15 protein-coding genes are annotated in these 18,081 nt (G+C 46.6%); 7 read left to right on the forward strand and 8 right to left on the reverse strand.

What is annotated here, in order from left to right:
* The first annotated feature begins 121 nt into the window (after window positions 1–121).
* Complete coding sequence (locus tag ACYVE4_RS05225) at window positions 122–1,693, forward strand: hypothetical protein (protein WP_460995914.1); 1,572 nt, start codon at window positions 122–124, stop codon at window positions 1,691–1,693.
* 170 nt (window positions 1,694–1,863) lie between these two features.
* Here the strand turns inward: ACYVE4_RS05225 and ACYVE4_RS05230 are convergent, their stop codons facing one another.
* The 5 genes from ACYVE4_RS05230 to ACYVE4_RS05250 form a co-directional block, all read right to left on the reverse strand.
* Window positions 1,864–2,733, reverse strand: coding sequence for an aldose 1-epimerase family protein (locus tag ACYVE4_RS05230; protein WP_460995915.1), 870 nt, complete (start codon window positions 2,731–2,733; stop codon window positions 1,864–1,866).
* An 84-nt stretch (window positions 2,734–2,817) separates the two neighbouring features.
* Entirely contained in the window at window positions 2,818–3,285 is a 468-nt protein-coding gene (gene rpsG / locus ACYVE4_RS05235; RefSeq protein WP_460995916.1) for a 30S ribosomal protein S7, read from the reverse strand.
* Window positions 3,286–3,422: 137 nt separating this feature from the next.
* Window positions 3,423–3,854, reverse strand: a complete 432-nt coding sequence (rpsL, locus tag ACYVE4_RS05240; RefSeq protein WP_460995917.1) for a 30S ribosomal protein S12 — start codon at window positions 3,852–3,854, stop codon at window positions 3,423–3,425.
* 124 nt (window positions 3,855–3,978) lie between these two features.
* A complete protein-coding gene (locus tag ACYVE4_RS05245; RefSeq protein ID WP_460995918.1) occupies window positions 3,979–4,308 on the reverse strand; it encodes a DUF3467 domain-containing protein in 330 nt (109 codons plus the stop codon).
* 84 nt (window positions 4,309–4,392) lie between these two features.
* Window positions 4,393–7,842, reverse strand: coding sequence for a pyruvate carboxylase (locus ACYVE4_RS05250; protein ID WP_460995919.1), 3,450 nt, complete (start codon window positions 7,840–7,842; stop codon window positions 4,393–4,395).
* Between the two features lie 336 nt (window positions 7,843–8,178).
* Between ACYVE4_RS05250 and ACYVE4_RS05255 the strand changes: the two genes are divergently transcribed.
* Window positions 8,179–8,838 carry a DUF1345 domain-containing protein gene (locus tag ACYVE4_RS05255; RefSeq protein WP_460995920.1) on the forward strand — a complete coding sequence of 220 codons (660 nt, stop codon included), beginning with the start codon at window positions 8,179–8,181 and terminating at the stop codon, window positions 8,836–8,838.
* A gap of 1 nt (window position 8,839) precedes the next feature.
* Here the strand turns inward: ACYVE4_RS05255 and ACYVE4_RS05260 are convergent, their stop codons facing one another.
* Window positions 8,840–9,034 carry a hypothetical protein gene (locus ACYVE4_RS05260; protein ID WP_460995921.1) on the reverse strand — a complete coding sequence of 65 codons (195 nt, stop codon included), beginning with the start codon at window positions 9,032–9,034 and terminating at the stop codon, window positions 8,840–8,842.
* Window positions 9,035–9,238: 204 nt separating this feature from the next.
* On the opposite strand from ACYVE4_RS05260, the gene ACYVE4_RS05265 reads away from it, so the two are divergent.
* The 5 genes from ACYVE4_RS05265 (at window position 9,239) to ACYVE4_RS05285 (ending at window position 15,247) form a co-directional block, all read left to right on the forward strand.
* On the forward strand, window positions 9,239–9,949 hold the full coding sequence (locus ACYVE4_RS05265) for a ferritin-like domain-containing protein (protein WP_460995922.1): 711 nt from the start codon (window positions 9,239–9,241) through the stop codon (window positions 9,947–9,949).
* 14 nt (window positions 9,950–9,963) lie between these two features.
* Complete coding sequence (locus ACYVE4_RS05270) at window positions 9,964–10,698, forward strand: ferritin-like domain-containing protein (RefSeq protein WP_460995923.1); 735 nt, start codon at window positions 9,964–9,966, stop codon at window positions 10,696–10,698.
* Window positions 10,699–10,943: 245 nt separating this feature from the next.
* Window positions 10,944–12,299: a neutral/alkaline non-lysosomal ceramidase N-terminal domain-containing protein gene (locus tag ACYVE4_RS05275; protein WP_460995924.1), complete on the forward strand. Its 1,356-nt coding sequence runs from the start codon at window positions 10,944–10,946 to the stop codon at window positions 12,297–12,299.
* An 8-nt stretch (window positions 12,300–12,307) separates the two neighbouring features.
* Window positions 12,308–14,869: a glycoside hydrolase family 9 protein gene (locus ACYVE4_RS05280; RefSeq protein WP_460995925.1), complete on the forward strand. Its 2,562-nt coding sequence runs from the start codon at window positions 12,308–12,310 to the stop codon at window positions 14,867–14,869.
* A gap of 87 nt (window positions 14,870–14,956) precedes the next feature.
* Window positions 14,957–15,247 (forward strand): hypothetical protein, encoded by a 291-nt coding sequence (locus tag ACYVE4_RS05285; protein ID WP_460995926.1) that lies wholly within the window; start codon window positions 14,957–14,959, stop codon window positions 15,245–15,247.
* Window positions 15,248–15,314: 67 nt separating this feature from the next.
* Here the strand turns inward: ACYVE4_RS05285 and ACYVE4_RS05290 are convergent, their stop codons facing one another.
* Both ACYVE4_RS05290 and ACYVE4_RS05295 read right to left on the reverse strand, forming a co-directional pair.
* Window positions 15,315–16,526, reverse strand: coding sequence for an ATP-grasp domain-containing protein (locus ACYVE4_RS05290; RefSeq protein ID WP_460995927.1), 1,212 nt, complete (start codon window positions 16,524–16,526; stop codon window positions 15,315–15,317).
* A gap of 73 nt (window positions 16,527–16,599) precedes the next feature.
* Window positions 16,600–18,075: a leucyl aminopeptidase family protein gene (locus tag ACYVE4_RS05295; RefSeq protein ID WP_460995928.1), complete on the reverse strand. Its 1,476-nt coding sequence runs from the start codon at window positions 18,073–18,075 to the stop codon at window positions 16,600–16,602.
* Between the last annotated feature and the right edge of the window lie 6 nt (window positions 18,076–18,081).

Raw genomic sequence — 18,081 nt, forward strand, 5'->3', positions numbered from 1 at the left:
TTATAAGCAAACTTGTCGTTTTCGCTAAGAAAAATCTCAATTTTGTCCTTTAAGTAGGGCAAGACAAAATCTTAGGCTGTACTTTTACGTTTTCCCAAACAGACCACCTCTAATCGTCGCAATGACCCGAACTACTGGTATACTAGTATGGATGTTGCTAATCGCTACGATTGTTAGCACCCATGCGCAGGATTCCAAACCATTACAATTAGTATTTCCTACACAAGCCAACTGGAATATTGTTGCCGAAGGCAGTACTGTCCGGTTTGATATAAAAGCAATCGGTGCGCCAACCGATACGCTCACGTTTGACTTCGGGAGTGATACGCCGGACGGTATGCATCTTGATTCGCTGGGTCACTTTACCTGGACACCCAGCTTTGATTTGGCCGACCGAATTCAAACCACGAAAACCTATCCCGTAACGTTTGAGGTACGCAATCAGCGTGATCAAGCAGCTACGCATACGATTGAGTTTAAAGTACTACATGTCAATCGTCCTCCTGTCATTGGCGAATTACGGCCCTTTTATGTAAGCTACCGGACGCAGAATACGTATAAAATGGACGCTCAAATGGTGCATGACGACGATGGCGATCCTATCGTGTTTATTCCCATTGCTGATCAAATGCCTGAGGGCAGCAAATTGTCATCGCAAGGCGAATTAACCTGGACCCTATCGTTAAATCAGTTTAATCGACTGAAGCAAAACCCGCAATACATAGAATTTTGGGTAGAAGATCAACCCGCTAAAGCGCGTACCAAAGGCCGATTGAAAGTAGAGGTTACGCAAATGGATTTACCTCCCGAAATCACAGTTATTCCGAGAGAAGCACATTACAAGCTGCGCGAAAATGCTACGGTTAATCTTAAGTTCTATTTATCAGACCAGAACGGCGAGGACGATGTTTCTATGTTCGGTTTTTTATCAGATAATCAGCAAATTCCCAAAACAGCTCTGATCAAAAATACGCCAAATCAATACGAGTTTATCTGGCAACCAGGTTACGATTTCGTTAAAGATCCCTACGATTCACTTAATGTTCAAATCACCTTTTACGTGCTTGACAAAGCCCAAAATCGAGCGGAACAGCGAATTACCTTCACGATTTTAAATGCCGTAAATGAGGCTGAAAAAGATCGTTACTACTATGCTCAATACCGACAGGCATTAGTACAGGCTTGGGGATTGGTAGAGCAATTGGCCGAGAAAGAAGAACAACTCAAACGTGATTATAAACGAGCGAAAGGTGGTAAACGGAATCGCTCGGTTGCGAATGCTTCGTTAGGAGCCATTACTGGCGTATCACCCGCGGTTACAAATGGCAATCCTGATTCCCAACGGCTTATTTCGGCCGTAGGCGGAACAGCGGTTCTGACGATGGGTACGCTCGAAGCAACGGAGGTTATCGGTAAATCGATGAAAGATTTACTTGATCGTTATAACTACGTACTGGGCAAGAAAAGTGAGCTACAGAACAAGGGAGATATCTTTTCTCGTGAATTCGCGCTCAAATCGACCCGACGTAACGGTGAGTTCGTCAAAAAATTAGATGATTTCCGCAATTCGATGAGTTTGAGCGGCTTAGTTGCCCTTGAATTGGATGCCAATTGGCAGAGCAAAAAAGAAGCGACGGATAAAGCCATCAAACGAACATTCAAAGACTTCACCCCGCTAGAGGAAACGCAATAATAGGTTCAGGCTTTTTTCGAGAATATTTTTTGTCATTCTGACCGCAGGAAAGAATCTCAAATTTTCCTTACTTGAAGTGAGGGTAGATTAAGATTCTTCCCTACGGTCAGAACGACAAAAACGCTCAGCAGAAGTAGGTTTTAACCGTTTCAATTCGAAAACAGAAACGGTTATACTATTTCAATTGTAAATGTAGCTTCGAACACCCCTCCTACTTCAACCTGTTGAATCGCTTCTTTTTCCTGGATGGGTTTAGGACTTCCTTCGCTATCCGCACATCCCAGCCAAGGCTCGATACAAACAAAGGGCGCGCCAGGCTTTGCCCATATACCCAAATAAGGGAACTCTGGAAAATCGACCTTGACAGCGTGATTATGTCGATCGCTCCGAATCGATACACGCTTGGAAGATAGATTTTTGAATACCAACGCATCCTGATCAAATAAATGCTTCGTTAAGTGAAGTCGATTCCCTTCTGTCGGTACGACTTTCGTTTCACCCGTGAAATAGCCTCCCCCCGAGAGCATGTGAGTTTCCAGGGTTTCCTCCTTCTCAAATTCGATAAAATAGTCTTCGTACGACTCATTTACGTAGAATGGAACGTTAAATGCCGGGTGAGCACCAACCGAGAAATAGACAGTTTTATCATCCTCATTCACAACACGATAGGTAATCGATAATCGAGGCCCTTCTATTTCGTATATAATCTGAAATTCAAAGGCATACGGGTAATGTGTTCGCGTTATCTCGCTCGAACGCAACATAAACACAGCATGCGTATCCGATGATTCAATTGTTTCCAGCGTCGACTGCCTCGTAAAACCATGTCGTTCAATTGGATAGGTTTTACCATCGACCAGCAGTTGATTATTGAGACAACCGCCTACTACCGGAAACAAATTAGGTGCATGCCAGCCCCATATACCTGGGTCGGCTTGCCAAAGGTGTTCAATACCAGTTGGCTTATGAAGAATCGAAGTGAGTTCAGCACCTTTGGGGCGGATCAATACGCGGAGATGATCGTTTTCTAGAGTCGTCATGGTGCCAAAAATAACAAAAGCCGCCCAAACTGAGCGGCTTTTGCAAAATCAACAGCCATCGGGAAACTGGTCTGTTGAGTTGGTTTAGAACCGGAAGTGCGAAAACGCCTTGTTGGCTTCGGCCATACGGTGCGTATCGTCCTTCTTTTTAACAGCTGCGCCTTCACCTTTTGCAGCTGCGACGATCTCGGCTGCTAACCGATCTACCATGGTTTTTTCACCCCGCGAACGAGCATACTTAATAAGCCATTTCATGCCTACCGCGACTTTTCGGTCTGCCCGTACTTCGGTTGGCACCTGGAAGGTAGCTCCACCGACGCGACGACTTTTTACTTCAACTGACGGCATTACGTTGTTCAATGCCTTTTTCCACGTATCGAGTCCACTTTCGCTTGTGCGTTTCGACACTACGTCAAGGGCATCGTAGAAAATTGAGTACGCCAGGCTCTTTTTGCCTTCGTACATCAGGTTATTTACAAATTTGGTTACCAGGACCTCTTTATATTTTGGGTCGGGTAACACATAACGCTTGGGCGGTTTCGCCTTTCTCATGTTTCTTCAGATTTTTGGTCTTACTCTGAACGCGGCCAGCCACGAGCTTTCCAACGTCCAGTCGATTTTTTGATATATGATGTAGGGGTATGATATATGCCATTATTGATACATCATATATCCTATATCACACTTAATTATTTCTTCTTACCTTTTGCTGGTGGAGCACCTTTGCCGCCTTTGGCTGGAGCCTGACCTGGCTTCGGACGCTTAGCACCGTATTTCGAGCGGCTTTGCAGACGACCGTTTACACCGGCAGTATCCAACGCACCCCGAACAATGTGGTAACGAACACCAGGCAGATCTTTAACCCGACCACCGCGGATCAATACGATCGAGTGCTCTTGTAGGTTGTGACCTTCACCTGGGATGTAGGCGTTAACTTCCCGGCCGTTCGTCAGACGAACCCGGGCAACTTTACGAAGGGCCGAATTCGGCTTCTTCGGCGTCGTAGTGTACACCCGTGTGCACACGCCCCGACGTTGCGGGCAGGCGTCTAAAGCTGGCGACTTCGACTTGTCGACAAGCTTCTCACGGCCTTTACGCACTAATTGTTGTATAGTAGGCATTCTTGATTTTGGTTACGAAAAAACAGTCTTCCCGAATTTTGAGGTGCAAAGGTAAGAAAAATAGTGATAAATTATTACTAACACCTCTCAATTTATCGTTCATCACTCATTGTTTATCACTATTTTACGCTTGTCCACCTGGGCCACCAAAGCTCCCGGATGGGAATCGGAATGTATCGTTGGGTTGGTTGATCCCTCCGTAGGCTTCTTCATAGCGGCTAATATTCTCGCGCAGAGCATCTAATAGGCGCTTGGCATGCTCTGGTGTTAAAATAATACGTGCTTTTACCTTGGCTTTTGGCACACCGGGCATTAGTCGGATAAAGTCCAGAATAAACTCACTATTTGAATGAGCGATCATGGCTAGATTGGCATAAACACCCTCGGCAATTTCTTCACTCAATTCGACATCAATCGCACCTTCGGGATTCGGGTTTTGCTGTTGATTATTCATTAGTATAAAACGGTTTAAAAGAGAAACCAACAGGCGGTTAGAGTTGCCTGTTGGTTTTGAATTAGTTAATTCGATTACACAAAATTACGACAATTCCAGGATGCAATCGTCCTGTTCAACAACAGTACCCTCTTTGAGTTGAATTCCGGCAATTGTTCCTTCCTTCTGAGCAGCTACAATACTTTCCATTTTCATAGCTTCGATCACAAACAGGGGTTGATTTTTCTTGACAACATCGCCCGGCTTGACCAGAATTCTCGTCAGACGACCCTGTAGCGGAGCTCCCACATCACCTGGTTTAGCTACTTTAGCATGCTGAAGCTTTTCAACTTTTGAGGCTTTATCCCGAACTTTTACCTGCCGACTCTGACCATTCAATTCAAACGTGATCGTTCGCATACCGAACTCGTCAGGTTCTGATTTGAACAATAGCCGGACGAGAATATTTTTTCCTTCTTCAATGTTGATCAGAATTTCCTCGTTCTCTTTCAGGCCATAGAAAAACGCGGGCGTCGGGATAATGCTGACGTTTCCGTATTGCTCGTTGGCTTTGTAATATTCGTCGTACACCTTCGGGTACATCTGGTATGACAGATAGTCTACGAAACCATCGTTCAGCGGGTATTTCTCCTGAAAGAGCTTGAAATCCGCATCAAAATCAATTGGTTTCAGATGACTATTCGGGCGATCCGTAATTGGTTCTTCACCTTTCAGGACAACTCGCTGAATATCTTCCGGGAATCCACCAACGGGTTGGCCTAAAATTCCCTTCATCAATTCTTTTACCGATTCCGGGAAAGCTAATGACTCACCTCGTGTCAATACATCGTTAGCCGTCAGGTTGTTGGCCGTCATGAAAATAGCCATATCCCCAACCACTTTCGATGAGGGCGTTACTTTCACGATATCGCCAAAGAGTTGGTTAGCAACCGAGTAATTCTTTTTCAGCGTTTCGAATTTATCGCCCAAGCCCGTAGCAATTGCCTGTGGTTTCAGGTTGGAATACTGCCCGCCCGGAATCTCGTTCTCGTAAACCTCGGCGCTGCTGGCTTTCATACCCGACTCAAACGGATAATAATACTCACGCACATCTTCCCAATAGTTTGAGTAAGCATTCAGGGAAGACAGATTCATGGGGCATTCGCGCTCGTGTCCTTCCATCATAGCAACCACCGAATTGAAATTTGGCTGCGACGTCAGACCGGATAATGCCCCCAGCGCACAATCGACAATATCGACACCAGCATCAATAGCTTTCAGATAGGTAGCCGCCTGAATACCAGCTGTATCGTGGGTATGCAGATGCACCGGAATACTAACCGCTTTTTTCAACTCACGCACCAGAACATCGGCAGATAAAGGCTTGAGTAACCCAGCCATATCTTTAATTGCCAGCAGATGAGCCCCTTCGTCCTCAAGTTGGCGGGCCATATCGAGGTAATATTGGAGCGTATATTTTTTCTGATTTGGTGAAAGTACATCGCCGGTGTAGCAGATAGCCGCTTCACAAAGCGCATCGGTTCGTTCACGGACGGCGCGGATACTCACTTTCATGGCTTCGACCCAGTTAAGCGAATCGAAAATGCGGAATACATCGATACCCGTTTCCCACGATTTTTCTACGAATTTCTCAATCAGGTTATCGGGGTAAGCCGAATAACCGACTGCGTTGGAACCCCGGAACAGCATTTGCAAAAGCATATTCGGCATGGCCTCGCGCAGGGCTTCCAGACGCTTCCAGGGGCTTTCATACAGGAAGCGCATGGATACATCGAAGGTTGCACCACCCCAAACTTCCATTGAGAAGAGTTCAGGGTGATTCTTGGCAAATCCTTCCGCTACCTTTTGCAAATCCTGCGTCCGAACGCGGGTGGCTAGCAGAGACTGGTGACCATCGCGGAAGGTTGTATCCGTGTAGAGAACGCATTTTTGATCGTTAACCCACTGACTGAAATTTTCCCGACCTAGCTCTTTCAACCGATCCCGATTCCCTTTTGGATACGAGCTGTAGGTATCGAACGTCGGAACGATTGGCGTGCGAAAAATCTTGCTATCATCTTTCTTTTTAACCTCTGGATTTCCGTTTACGATGACTTCGGCGAGGTAATTAAGTACCCGCGTAGAACGGTCCTGTGGTTTCCGGAAATCAAATAGTTCAGGATGATTTTCAATGAACGATACTCGAGCTTCACCTCGCTGGAAAATTGGGTGTCGAATCACATTCTCCAGGAAACCAATATTCGTTTTAACCCCCCGGATTCGGAATTCAACCAGGGCCCGCATCAAACGTTGGGTAGCCCCTTTGAGTGTTCGTCCCCGTGCCGACACCTTCACAATCATCGAATCGAAGTAGGGCGAGATTTTCATGCCCGCATAGCTACTTCCTTCGTCCAGACGAATACCAAATCCGGCAGCATTTCGATACGCTGTGATCGTTCCAAAATCGGGTTTGAAGCCGTTTGCAGGGTCCTCCGTCGTAATCCGGCACTGGATTGCGTAACCGTTCAGTGGAATTTCGTCCTGATGATTGATGTAAATGCCATTATCGGAAAGCCGATAGCCCATCGCAATCAGAATCTGCGTTCGGACGATATCAATACCGGTTACTTCCTCTGTTATTGTATGCTCAACCTGAATCCGGGGATTTACTTCGATGAAATAGATATTCTCGTTTTTATCGACTAGAAACTCAACCGTTCCTGCATTAGAATAATTAACGGCCTTCCCCAACTGAAGCGCGTAGGCATACAGTTTATTCTTTGTTTCCTGCTTCAGTCCAAACGAAGGAGCAACTTCAACTACTTTCTGAAACCGTCGTTGTACAGAACAGTCGCGCTCGTAGAGGTGAACGATATTCCCATGCTGATCGCCAAGCAATTGCACCTCAATATGCTTTGGATCTTCGATGAATTTCTCCAGGAAAATGGTATCATCCCCAAATGCATTTTTTGCTTCGTTCTTTGCTTCAGTAAAAGCCTTGGGAAAATCTTCGGCATTACGCACGACGCGCATACCTCGTCCACCGCCACCAGCAGCGGCTTTTACCATAACCGGAAAGCCAATCCGTTCGGCTTCGCTCAGGGCAAATTCGGGCGTCATGTTTTCTTCCCGCGAGTCCGGAATCAGCGGAACATTCGCCGTCGTTGCCAGATTTTTAGCCCGAACTTTATCACCCAATGCATCCATAGCCTCGGGCGATGGGCCAACGAAAATAATCCCCTCCTCCCGGCACCGTTTTGCCAGTTTTACATTCTCCGACAGAAAGCCGTAGCCTGGATGAATGGCATCGATCTTGTGTCGCTTAGCCAGCAAAATAATTCCTTCAACATCCAGATACGGTTTCAACGGATCTTCATCACGACCAATCTGATACGCTTCGTCAGCTTTATACCGGTGAAGCGAATAGCGGTCTTCATACGTGTAAACGGCAACTGTTGTAATACCCAGTTCGGTAGCGGCCCGCATGATCCGGATAGCGATTTCGCCCCGGTTAGCGACTAGCAGACGTTTAATTGGTCGGATGTATTCTTTCATGGAATCTTAATGAAAGTGCCTTTTGGCTGTAAGGATGTCAAAAAACACGGCAAGATGGGCCAAAATTTTGAAAATGCCTTCCTGTACCGTACAATCTTTGGAGAAGGCAGGTTTTTCCGGGAATATTGCAGAAATCAACAAAACCACCCAGTATACTTTCGGCTAGCTTTACCTGCTTTATATAAGGCACGTTTTATTACTTTTGCCTATCTCATACTACTTACTTCGCGAAGGTGGTAGTCATCGGGAAATGAATGATTTATTGGCCCGTGAATTTTTGTCGCGCTTTATAACTTATAGCGCCGTAAGCTTAAAATCATAGCCAACTTATATAATATGATTTCTAAGCTAATCAAGCAGATTGCCCGTTTCGATTCGCATTATCGGCTCTTTATTGCTCTGACGGTCAGTGCACTCACTTTTTTTCTTATTCCTGATCGGTTTTCGTTTACTGATCCCGTTCGTCTGACAATCCTCTGGGTGGCTTTTGCAGCAACAATATTAATCTTGGCCTGGATATCGATGCTGCTAACTCATCCTCGCGATTTACCTAAGGAAGCGCATCTTCAGGATTCGACCCGTTTCTGGATGCTGGTTATCCTTGTTATTGCAGCTGTAGCAAGCTTATTTGCTGTGATAGCGCTTCTCAACGCAATGGATAAGAATAAGGAGGTACACTTACTATTGCCCACAACGGCTGTTGCCTGCGCCTGGCTATTAGTACACACTGTGTTTACACTTCGGTATGCACATTTATATTATGGCAATCATATCCGAAAAACGGGACCGCCGAAAGGATTGGATTTTCCGAATGAGGATGAACCTGATTACCTCGACTTTGCCTATTTCTCTTTCGTAATTGGCATGACTAGCCAAGTATCCGACGTAGCGATCAGGGCAAAAGTTATGCGTCGTACAGCTCTGGCTCATGGTATACTTTCCTTCGGCTTCAACGCTATTATCATTGCCCTCACCATCAGCGGGCTATCCAAATGAGTTAGTCACCATCTCGATTGGTTGACCGTCGGACTGCGGCTGCCTGCTTTTTTGCCTTTTCGGCTTGTTCTTTTTCATAGATTTCACGTTGTCGTTTATCAGAAATCAGGTTCCGATAAAGACCATTCAGTACAAAGATGTCATCGACCTCGTCGATTAGCCGATGGAGTTGTTCACGAACTTGGTTAATATTCATTGAAAAAAAGGTCAGAACCTATATAGAAAAGTGATCGACAAAAGTAGGCTTGAAAGCTGATTCTCTCCCAGCGTTTTTCGGTAGACATATTTTTTTAGAATAGATTGTTCGTATAGAAATCCAAATCTTTTTCTCGTCCGTATGTGCTTTAGACCAACAAAGTATAATCTTGATGGTTAAAGTTGCTAAGAACCATTTAATGTTATGGAAAAGAAAGAAAAAGAAATAGGCCTGTCTATGTTGCCAGGTGAAATGGAGCCAGTAATGGTAGGCCGCCGACTGTTTTTGCGCTATGCGGGCGCGTTAACAGCCGGAGGAGCTCTATTATCTGCTTGCGGAGATGAAGAAAATCCAACCACCGTAATGGCCCCAGTCGATTTGGGAAGTGGTGACACAGGTATCCTGAACTACGCCTATGCTCTGGAACAACTCGAAGCTGCTTTTTATACCCAAGTTATCGCTACGCCGTATGCGAATATGCCGGATGTCGAAAAAGCGATATTGACCGATATTCGTGATCACGAAATCATTCACCGCGAATTCTTCAAAGCGGCTCTGGGAACAAGCGCTATTGGGGCGTTAACGCCAGATTTTAGCAAGATTAATTTCACTGATCGAACGAGCGTTTTGGGCGCAGCAAAGGCATTTGAAGATTTAGGTGTATCGGCCTATAACGGGGCTGGTCGATTAATTACGAATGGAGATTATTTGGTTCTGGCCGGTAAGATTGTGTCGGTAGAAGCTCGTCATGCAGCGGCTATTCGAGATCTGATTAGTGTAAGGTCAGCTGATTTTGCTGGCGACGATGTGGTAGACGCCAATGGTTTGGACAAAGCCAACGCGCCCTCTGTTGTATTACCAATTGCACAACCCTTCGTTAAAACGCAGATCACAGCGACCAACCTTCCCAAGTAAACCGGACATAAGCCATGAATTTCTTAAAAATAATTTCTGATATCGAGCAAATTGATCCTGAAGTCAGTGATCGCTATCGCTTCTATTCTCGCCGGAACCTGCTGAAATTTGGTTCAAATTTGGCAGCCGCTGGTATTCCAACGTTGGTTGCCGCTAGCCTTAACAAAGCCTTAGCCCAATCCACAACGCCTTCGGCAGCCGCTGTCGCAGCGCTGAATTTTGCGCTCACGCTCGAATATCTGGAGGATGAGTTTTATCGTATGGGCTTAGCCGCTCAAGGCCTAATTCCAACGGGCGATCGAACGGTTATTTCGCAGATCAGCAAACACGAAACGGCACACGTCAATCTCTTGAAAACAGCCTTAGGTACGGCTGCGATTGCGAAGCCAACATTCAAATATCCAACAGGAACTTTTACGACCTACGCAACCTTTTTGGCAACTGCCCGCGTATTGGAAGATACAGGTGTTCAGGCATATAAAGGACAGGCTGGCGAACTGATCAACGATAAAGCAATTTTGCAAACGGCGCTTCAAATTCACTCCGTCGAAGCCCGGCACGCGTCGGAAGTGCGTCGGATGTTGGGGCTGAAAGGCTGGGTTTCGGATACAACTCAGACTACGTTCAAGCAAGGCACGGTTGATCTGAAAACGCTGAATACTGGAAAATCGGATGACGCACTTCGGGAGGCTTTCGATGAGCCCCTGACGAAGGCACAAGTGTTAACACTGGCAGCGCCATTTCTGTAAAAATATATAGGGAGACCGGGAAACCGGCAAGGGTGACGAAAGGCATCGGGGTTTTCTCTGGTGCCTTTTTTTATAAGCCCACCCTAAATCCTTCTCCCGTGTAGAGGAACCAAAAAAATGAAGATCGCAAAGTTCCTTCCCACTGGAGAAGGATTTAGGATGATGTAATGATCGTAGATATATAATCATTACATCTCCATACTTGCCCATATTTAGCGAACTTCGCTTGCCTAAGTGATAGTCGCATGAAATTTCTTCGTATTCTACTTAAAATCCTGTTGGGACTGGTTGTTTTTATCATACTGTTTCTGGCTGTTAGCCTGGCCCCTGTTGATGAGACGCCCTACCAGCAAATGCCCTATTATAGTCAAACTAAACAACGGTTAGACGCGCTTCCTGATGCTCCCACTGCAAAAACTTCAATTCGGGCAGGCTGGGCGAAAGCGAACATTACGCCACCATACACAACTCCAACGGGTGGTTACGGTGCTCGGCGCGGCAAACATTGGCATGTTGTCAGCGACTCAATTTTTGCACGGGCCATTGTGCTGGATAATGGCTCGACAAAAGTGGCAGTTGTCGGTCTGGATTTGCTTATTACACCCCCTACTGTAGCTGAAGTCCTGAAAAAACGCTTGCCTGAAGTAGGGCTGAAATGGGAGTCTGTCTATATGGGCGCTATCCACTCGCACAACAGCATTGGTGGTTGGGCACCCGGATTGGTAGGCGAGTTGATTGCCGGTGAGTACGATGAAAAAATTGTGACTCGCATTGTTGAAGGTGTTCTAAAAGCTATTCGGCAGGCGCAAACGACAATGGCTCCTGCGCAGGTTGGATATGGGCAGGTCGATGCCACGGATCATATTTACAATCGAATTGGGCATTCAGGACCGACGAAGCCACTTGATGGATTGGTTCGTCTGCTGGAGCTGAAAAAGGCAACGGGCGAGTCGGCATTGATTTGCTCATTTGCGGGGCACGCTACATTATTTGAAGATAGCATGTGGGATTACCTCAGCCGCGATTATCCCGGTGCGCTGGTTGATCGACTGGAGAAAAAGTCGGCCAATTTTGCCGTCTTTCTGGCAGGTGCGGTAGGGAGTACTGGACCAGAAGCCCGAGGCAAAACGGATTTTCAGGAAATCCAGAATTATGCGGGCGATCTAGCGGCTCGTATTGAACAGACAGTTCCTACCATTCGGCTTAAATCCGATAGTACCTTAGCTATGCTAACGTTGCCGCTCGGCCTCCGCGAACCGCATCCCCGTGTGATTGGCAACTGGCGCGTTCGTCCCTGGTTGTTTCATGCTATTTACGGCGATTACCCTTCGGATCTGAAAGCGATACGCATTGGTCAGACGGTAATGCTCGGAACTCCCTGCGATTATTCGGGTGAATTTGTAGCTGACTTTAAACCAATCGCTCAGCGCAGAGGAGTTAATCTTATGATTACCAGCTTCGATGGTGGCTACGTCGGTTACATTACACCTGATGCCTATTACAATCGCTCAACCTATGAAACTCGCGATATGAACTGGTTTGGGCCTTATAATGGAGCTTATTTCGAAGAAATGATGATGGGGTTATTGAAAAAAATATAGCTTGATCCATGTTTTTTCGCCTGACCTTTTTACTGACGATAGCCGTCTGCGTTACTGCTCTTATCGTCCATACGAATGATTCCGCCGTTATACGTATTAATCTCTTAGGTTATCGCCCCAATAGTCTCAAAATAGCGGTATGGGGCAGTCTGACCGAGCGAACGATTCACACGTTTCAACTTATTGAAGAACAGTCTGGTCAGGCGGTAAAGACATTGCCAACGAGTAAAGCATTTGGGCAATACGGTTCGTTTCAGCAAACCTATCGACTCGATTTTTCGGCTATACAAAAGCCCGGTCAGTATTATCTCCAGACAGATGATGGTACGCGATCACCCAGTTTTCGGATTGGTGAAGATGTATATAAGGGCGCGGCTGATTTTTGCCTACGCTACATGCGTCAACAACGAAGCGGCTATAATCCTTTTTTGAAAGACTCCTGCCATACGCACGATGGCTATACACTTTACGGTCCGATGCCCGATAGTACGCATATCGATGCATCTGGTGGCTGGCACGACGCGTCGGATTATTTACAATACGTAACTACATCGGCGAATGCTACGTATCATTTACTAGCTGCTGTTCGCGATTTCCCATCGGCCTTTGGCGATGACTATCAGGCGAATGGATTGACGGGCGCAAATGGCTTACCTGACGTACTCGATGAAGCACACTGGGGATTGGACTGGCTCCTTAAAATGCACCCTACCGACGATTGGCTGTTCAATCAACTCGGCGACGATCGAGATCACGCGGGCATGCGCATTCCGAAAGAAGATAATTTTTATGGAAAAGGTCTCGAACGTCCCGTTTACTTCGCGACGGGCCAGCCGCAGGGGATGTTTAAGTACAAAAATCGCGCTACGGGCGTTGCGTCGACAGCGGGAAAAGTTAGCAGTGCGATGGCGTTGGGTTGTCAACTGTTGCAGAATCGTCAACCGACTTATGCCAACCTGCTCCGTCAGCGATCACATTCAGCTTACAAATTAGGCCTGGATAAACCGGGAAATTGCCAGACGGCACCCGGTCGTGCGCCCTATTTCTACGAAGAAGACAATTACGTAGATGACATGGAACTGGCTGCCGTTGAGCAACTTAATCTACTTGGAGCGACTGGCAAACAGGCCCAGAAATGGTACAAGATCGCGCTGGATTTTGCCCGTCAGGAACCCGTTACGCCCTGGATTCTGAACGATACCGCGCGGCATTATCAGTGGTATCCGTTCGTGAATGTTGGACATGCCGAACTGGCGAAAAAACTGCCAGTCAGCCAACGAAAAACGGTTACGGATTTTTACAAACAGGGAATTGATATTATCTGGAAACGGGCAGCCCAGAATGCATTTTATCGAGGAGTGCCGTTTACCTGGTGTAGTAACAATTATACGGCTTCGTTTGCAACGCAATGTTTCTGGTATCGACACCTAACAGATGATAAACAGTATGCAGCACTCGAACAAGCCAATTTCGACTGGTTATTTGGCTGCAATCCGTGGGGAACCAGTTTCGTGTACGGGCTCCCGACCAATGCTGATACACCCGCTGATCCGCATTCGGCGTTTACGCACCTGAAAAATTATCCAATCGATGGCGGTCTGGTGGATGGCCCGGTTCGGGGAAGTATTTACAGTAAACTGATTGGCATTACGCTTTATCAGCCCGATGAATATGCGGCTTTTCAGAGTACTGTAGCCGTTTATCACGATGATTATGGCGATTACAGTACCAATGAACCAACCATGGATGGCACGGCTTCCCTCATTTATTTGCTGGCTGCCAAACAGGCTGAACAGTTAACTAACGCCAATAAACCTGCTCCGAAAAAGGCAAATCAGCCGGTAAAAAAACAGAATCGATTACAAACGTCTGACCAGAAATCGACTTATTTCAAAGGTGCTAAAATTCGAGGAGATACTACTGCTCGTCGATTAGCGCTGGTATTTACAGGCGATGAATTTGCTGATGGTGGCCACACTATAGCCCGAACGTTACGAAAACACGGCGTTCGGGCTTCGTTTTTTCTAACGGGCCGTTTTCTGCGGAATCCAGCTTTTTCGTCAATCATCGAACAATTAATTCAGGAAGGCCACTACCTCGGCCCCCACTCCGACCAGCATTTACTCTATTGTGACTGGCGCAAACGCGATAGTCTACTAGTCAGTCATGAACAGTTTCTGGCTGACTTACGAGCGAATTACGTTGCATTGACCCGATTTAATCCGCAACAAACAACCCGAATCTTTTTACCCCCTTACGAATGGTATAACGATAGCATTGCTGTCTGGACAAAAACGGAAGGTGTTCAATTAATCAATTACACGCCCGGTACGCTTAGTCATGCTGATTACACAACTCCGGAAGATCGCGCTTATCGCAGCAGCGACATTATTCTTCAATCGATCCGAACTTACGAAGCCCAAAATAGCTCAGGTCTGAACGGGTTTATTCTGCTTATGCACATTGGCACAGGCCTCACGCGAACGGATAAATTGTATAATCATCTAGACGAATTACTGATAGAATTGGAGCGAAAAAAGTACCAATTCGTTCGCATCGACAAACTGTGATATTCTGCTCAAACTTTACGCATGAAAGTTGGTTGATATACATAGCGTTATCAATCGATACGCTTTACTCAACGAACTAACTTTTTTATGCGTACGGTCATTATTTGCCTCACCATGAGTTTGGCTGGCACACTCTGCTTCGCGCAGGCTGATTCATCAAAAATTGTCAATCAGGAGCCTGTTCAGCGACAGGTAGCTATACCAGGCATTGATACGCCCACATCGGGGCCGGGCCTTACAGCACAAGTTCCGACGAACACACCTCCGCCCCCTCAGAACGGGCGTAAAACCCGGCGTACACAGCCTCCCAGCGATCCTCGCAATTTTGGCGTAGCCGTGCCAATTGGAAAGGCGAAAAAGGATACGTTACGGAATTAATATAGCTTTTTGTCATACTGGCGCAGGACGCTTTGAGATGCGTCCTACGTCAGCATGACAAAACCAGTTAATTAGTCGGCTTGTCAGGAAGAGGAGCTGATGCATGGAATTCCTGATAAATCCGGTGCATGTAATTGTCCAGCAAATCCAGAATCTGGGAACGATCATCGGCACGGACAATCAACCCGACGTGGTATTCTTTTTTCATACGCCACCAAATTTCCGACTCTGTAAATACCGATAGATCAGGCCATTGCTGCCGGGCTAGCGAGACAATTAATCCTGAATAATTTTCCGTATCGACAGGCGGAAGGTAATGCTCCTTACGAGCCATAGCGACCTCTAGTTTCGCCCATTCTCGCCATAAATTTACCCCTGAAGCAGCTTCAACCATTTCGGCAATATGCGCTCCTCCGACCCGTGAGGCTGTTTCCAGAAAATACAACTCGCCATCATGATCACCTCGGATATATTCGGAATGAGATGCACTGTAACGCATCCCGAAAGCATCCAGAACCTGATCGTTTATCTGCCGCAAAGCAACTGTTTCGGGCGAATCGAGCGGTAACGAAGCCGTCCGGAATACGCCCCCACCGTGCGCAACTTCCATAGGCGTTGCCAGATATTGACTCACCCTGGAAAAAACCGCTTTGCCATCTACCGACAACGAATCGACGTGATATACTTTACCAGGTTTAAATTCTTCAATCAAATAATGATGGCGTTTGTCTTCGAGCAAATGAATCGCCGACCAGGCTTCTTCCAGCGAATGTACTTTCCGGATACCGGTTGCCGATGCTTCTGAACGAGGTTTGATCAGCCAGGGAGCTTCAGTTGTTTGCAGATATGCCGTAACCGTTTCATCATGGAAAATCGGGCTGAACGCAGGTACCCTAATGCCAGCTGAAGCGGCCCGCATCCGCATAGCGAGTTTATCGCGGAAATAACGGGAAGTTGTCTGGCCCATGCCATCAATGCGGAAGGTTTCGCGAATGAGCGCCCCTTTTTCTACGTCAAAATCATCTAGTGCTACCACTCGATCAATTTTTCGCGAACGCATCGCATGAGCTAAGCCTACAATCATCTGTTCCAGATCATTTGGCTCGTTGCTCGGGGAAGTCAGGTAAAAAAATTCATCGATCGCTTCACGAGGCCAGTCTTCTTCAGCTAGTTTCTGATTGGTCAGCAGGTAAACCGTATTGCCCAATTCCTTACACGCCCGCATGAACTCATGGCCTTTAAAAAAGGTAGCAATACACAAAAACGACAACTGGCTCATAGACGTACGTAGTTTCAGGTTTCAAGAGTCAAACAAACAATTATTGGGCAAAAAAGCAAACGACAAACTATTCTTAGCGAGTTTGGTCAATCAGTGCCTGTAAATACGCGATCAGAAGTCGAATCCCAAATCCGGTCGCATTTTTTTGTAAGCCGAACTCGGTATCAGCAAAGGCCATCCCGGCAATATCCAGGTGCGCCCAGGCTGGATGATTTTCGGTAAAAACTTCCAGAAATTTAGCCGCACTAATAGCTCCCGCAAACGGTTTGCCGCTATAGTTTTTCAAATCAGCGACATCCGATCTGATGTCTTCCTTATAGACATCCCATATAGGTAACCGCCATAATCGCTCGCCTGTTTGGTCGGCAGCTTCGAGAAGTTTACTGGATAATTCGTCGTTATGCGTGAACAATCCTGCGGCATGATAGCCCAGTGCCGAAATAACATTGCCCGTCAGCGTAGCCAGATCAATTAACACATCGGGACTATAATTATGAATCATATAGCCTAGCCCGTCGGCCAGAATAACGCGCCCCTCGGCATCGGTATCAATAATTTCGATGGTCTTTCCGATGTAGGAGGTAATCACATCGCCAGGTTTGGTGGAACGGCCGTCAATGGCATTTTCGGTGGCCGGAACAATGCCAATCAGATGAATGGGTAACTTTAGTTTTGCCGCTACTTCAACCGTTCCGAGTACAGCCGCAGCTCCGCCCATATCGCTTTTCATCAGGTGCATATTCGACGACGTCTTGATCGAAATACCACCTGTATCGAACGTAACCCCTTTCCCAACCAATCCAATTTTCAGGGTGCTGGTCGCGTTTTTTGGTTTATATTCTGAAACAATCAGCACCGGAGGTACATCGCTTCCCTGACTTACACTCAATAATGCCCCCAATTTCTGACGTTCCAGTTCCGATTTATCCAGCACCGTTACGCTATAATCATACTGTTTGCCAGAAGAAACTGCCCAATTAGCCAGGGTTTGTGGATGCTTATAATTAGCGGGCGCATTCATCAAATCCAGCATCTCTCGCTGAGTTTGAGCTATCGCTTCGGCGTTACTTAATGCCGTTTGTGCGGCAGGCAACGCTCTTTCTTGTACATAAAGCGTTAGTTGGCCCGCGTCGGAAAAAATAGCGGGGCCTTCTGGTTTTTCAGTCTGATAAAGGTGTAAATCATAACCGCCCCAACGAACACCCAGGACTACTCCTTCAACCCCATTTCCGTTCACCCCCGTCAGGTCGATCGCTAGTTGAGTCGATAGTTTTCCTTTTTGATCGAAGAAGAACTTTCGGAAAACTCGTAGCCAATCTATTTCCTGCGGATCGTTACCAACGCCGAGCAGGTATGCTTTTGTACCCTCCGAACCATAAAGTACTAAAACTTCTTTGGCTTCTGCCTTAAAATCGCGCTGTAAAACGGCGAGTGGTAGATTAAATTTCTGAGCAAGATTCGTCAGTTGCTCCGTCAACGCATCGGACTGGACCACTGGAATAATTAAATCGCCATCAGGCGATGTCTGGCTAGATAAGGTAATATTCATTGGATA

It is taken from the genome of Spirosoma harenae (assembly GCF_054776975.1).

Coding starts and splice junctions, on each gene's coding strand:
- ACYVE4_RS05225 (WP_460995914.1), top strand. CDS start 122: ATGACCCGAACTACTGGTATACTAGTATGGATGTTGCTAATCGCTACG.
- ACYVE4_RS05245 (WP_460995918.1), bottom strand. CDS start 4,308: ATGAATAATCAACAGCAAAACCCGAATCCCGAAGGTGCGATTGATGTC.
- rpsG (WP_460995916.1), bottom strand. CDS start 3,285: ATGAGAAAGGCGAAACCGCCCAAGCGTTATGTGTTACCCGACCCAAAA.
- ACYVE4_RS05250 (WP_460995919.1), bottom strand. CDS start 7,842: ATGAAAGAATACATCCGACCAATTAAACGTCTGCTAGTCGCTAACCGG.
- ACYVE4_RS05295 (WP_460995928.1), bottom strand. CDS start 18,075: ATGAATATTACCTTATCTAGCCAGACATCGCCTGATGGCGATTTAATT.
- ACYVE4_RS05280 (WP_460995925.1), top strand. CDS start 12,308: ATGTTTTTTCGCCTGACCTTTTTACTGACGATAGCCGTCTGCGTTACT.
- ACYVE4_RS05275 (WP_460995924.1), top strand. CDS start 10,944: ATGAAATTTCTTCGTATTCTACTTAAAATCCTGTTGGGACTGGTTGTT.
- ACYVE4_RS05285 (WP_460995926.1), top strand. CDS start 14,957: ATGCGTACGGTCATTATTTGCCTCACCATGAGTTTGGCTGGCACACTC.
- ACYVE4_RS05270 (WP_460995923.1), top strand. CDS start 9,964: ATGAATTTCTTAAAAATAATTTCTGATATCGAGCAAATTGATCCTGAA.
- ACYVE4_RS05230 (WP_460995915.1), bottom strand. CDS start 2,733: ATGACGACTCTAGAAAACGATCATCTCCGCGTATTGATCCGCCCCAAA.
- ACYVE4_RS05265 (WP_460995922.1), top strand. CDS start 9,239: ATGGAAAAGAAAGAAAAAGAAATAGGCCTGTCTATGTTGCCAGGTGAA.
- ACYVE4_RS05260 (WP_460995921.1), bottom strand. CDS start 9,034: ATGAATATTAACCAAGTTCGTGAACAACTCCATCGGCTAATCGACGAG.
- rpsL (WP_460995917.1), bottom strand. CDS start 3,854: ATGCCTACTATACAACAATTAGTGCGTAAAGGCCGTGAGAAGCTTGTC.
- ACYVE4_RS05255 (WP_460995920.1), top strand. CDS start 8,179: ATGATTTCTAAGCTAATCAAGCAGATTGCCCGTTTCGATTCGCATTAT.
- ACYVE4_RS05290 (WP_460995927.1), bottom strand. CDS start 16,526: ATGAGCCAGTTGTCGTTTTTGTGTATTGCTACCTTTTTTAAAGGCCAT.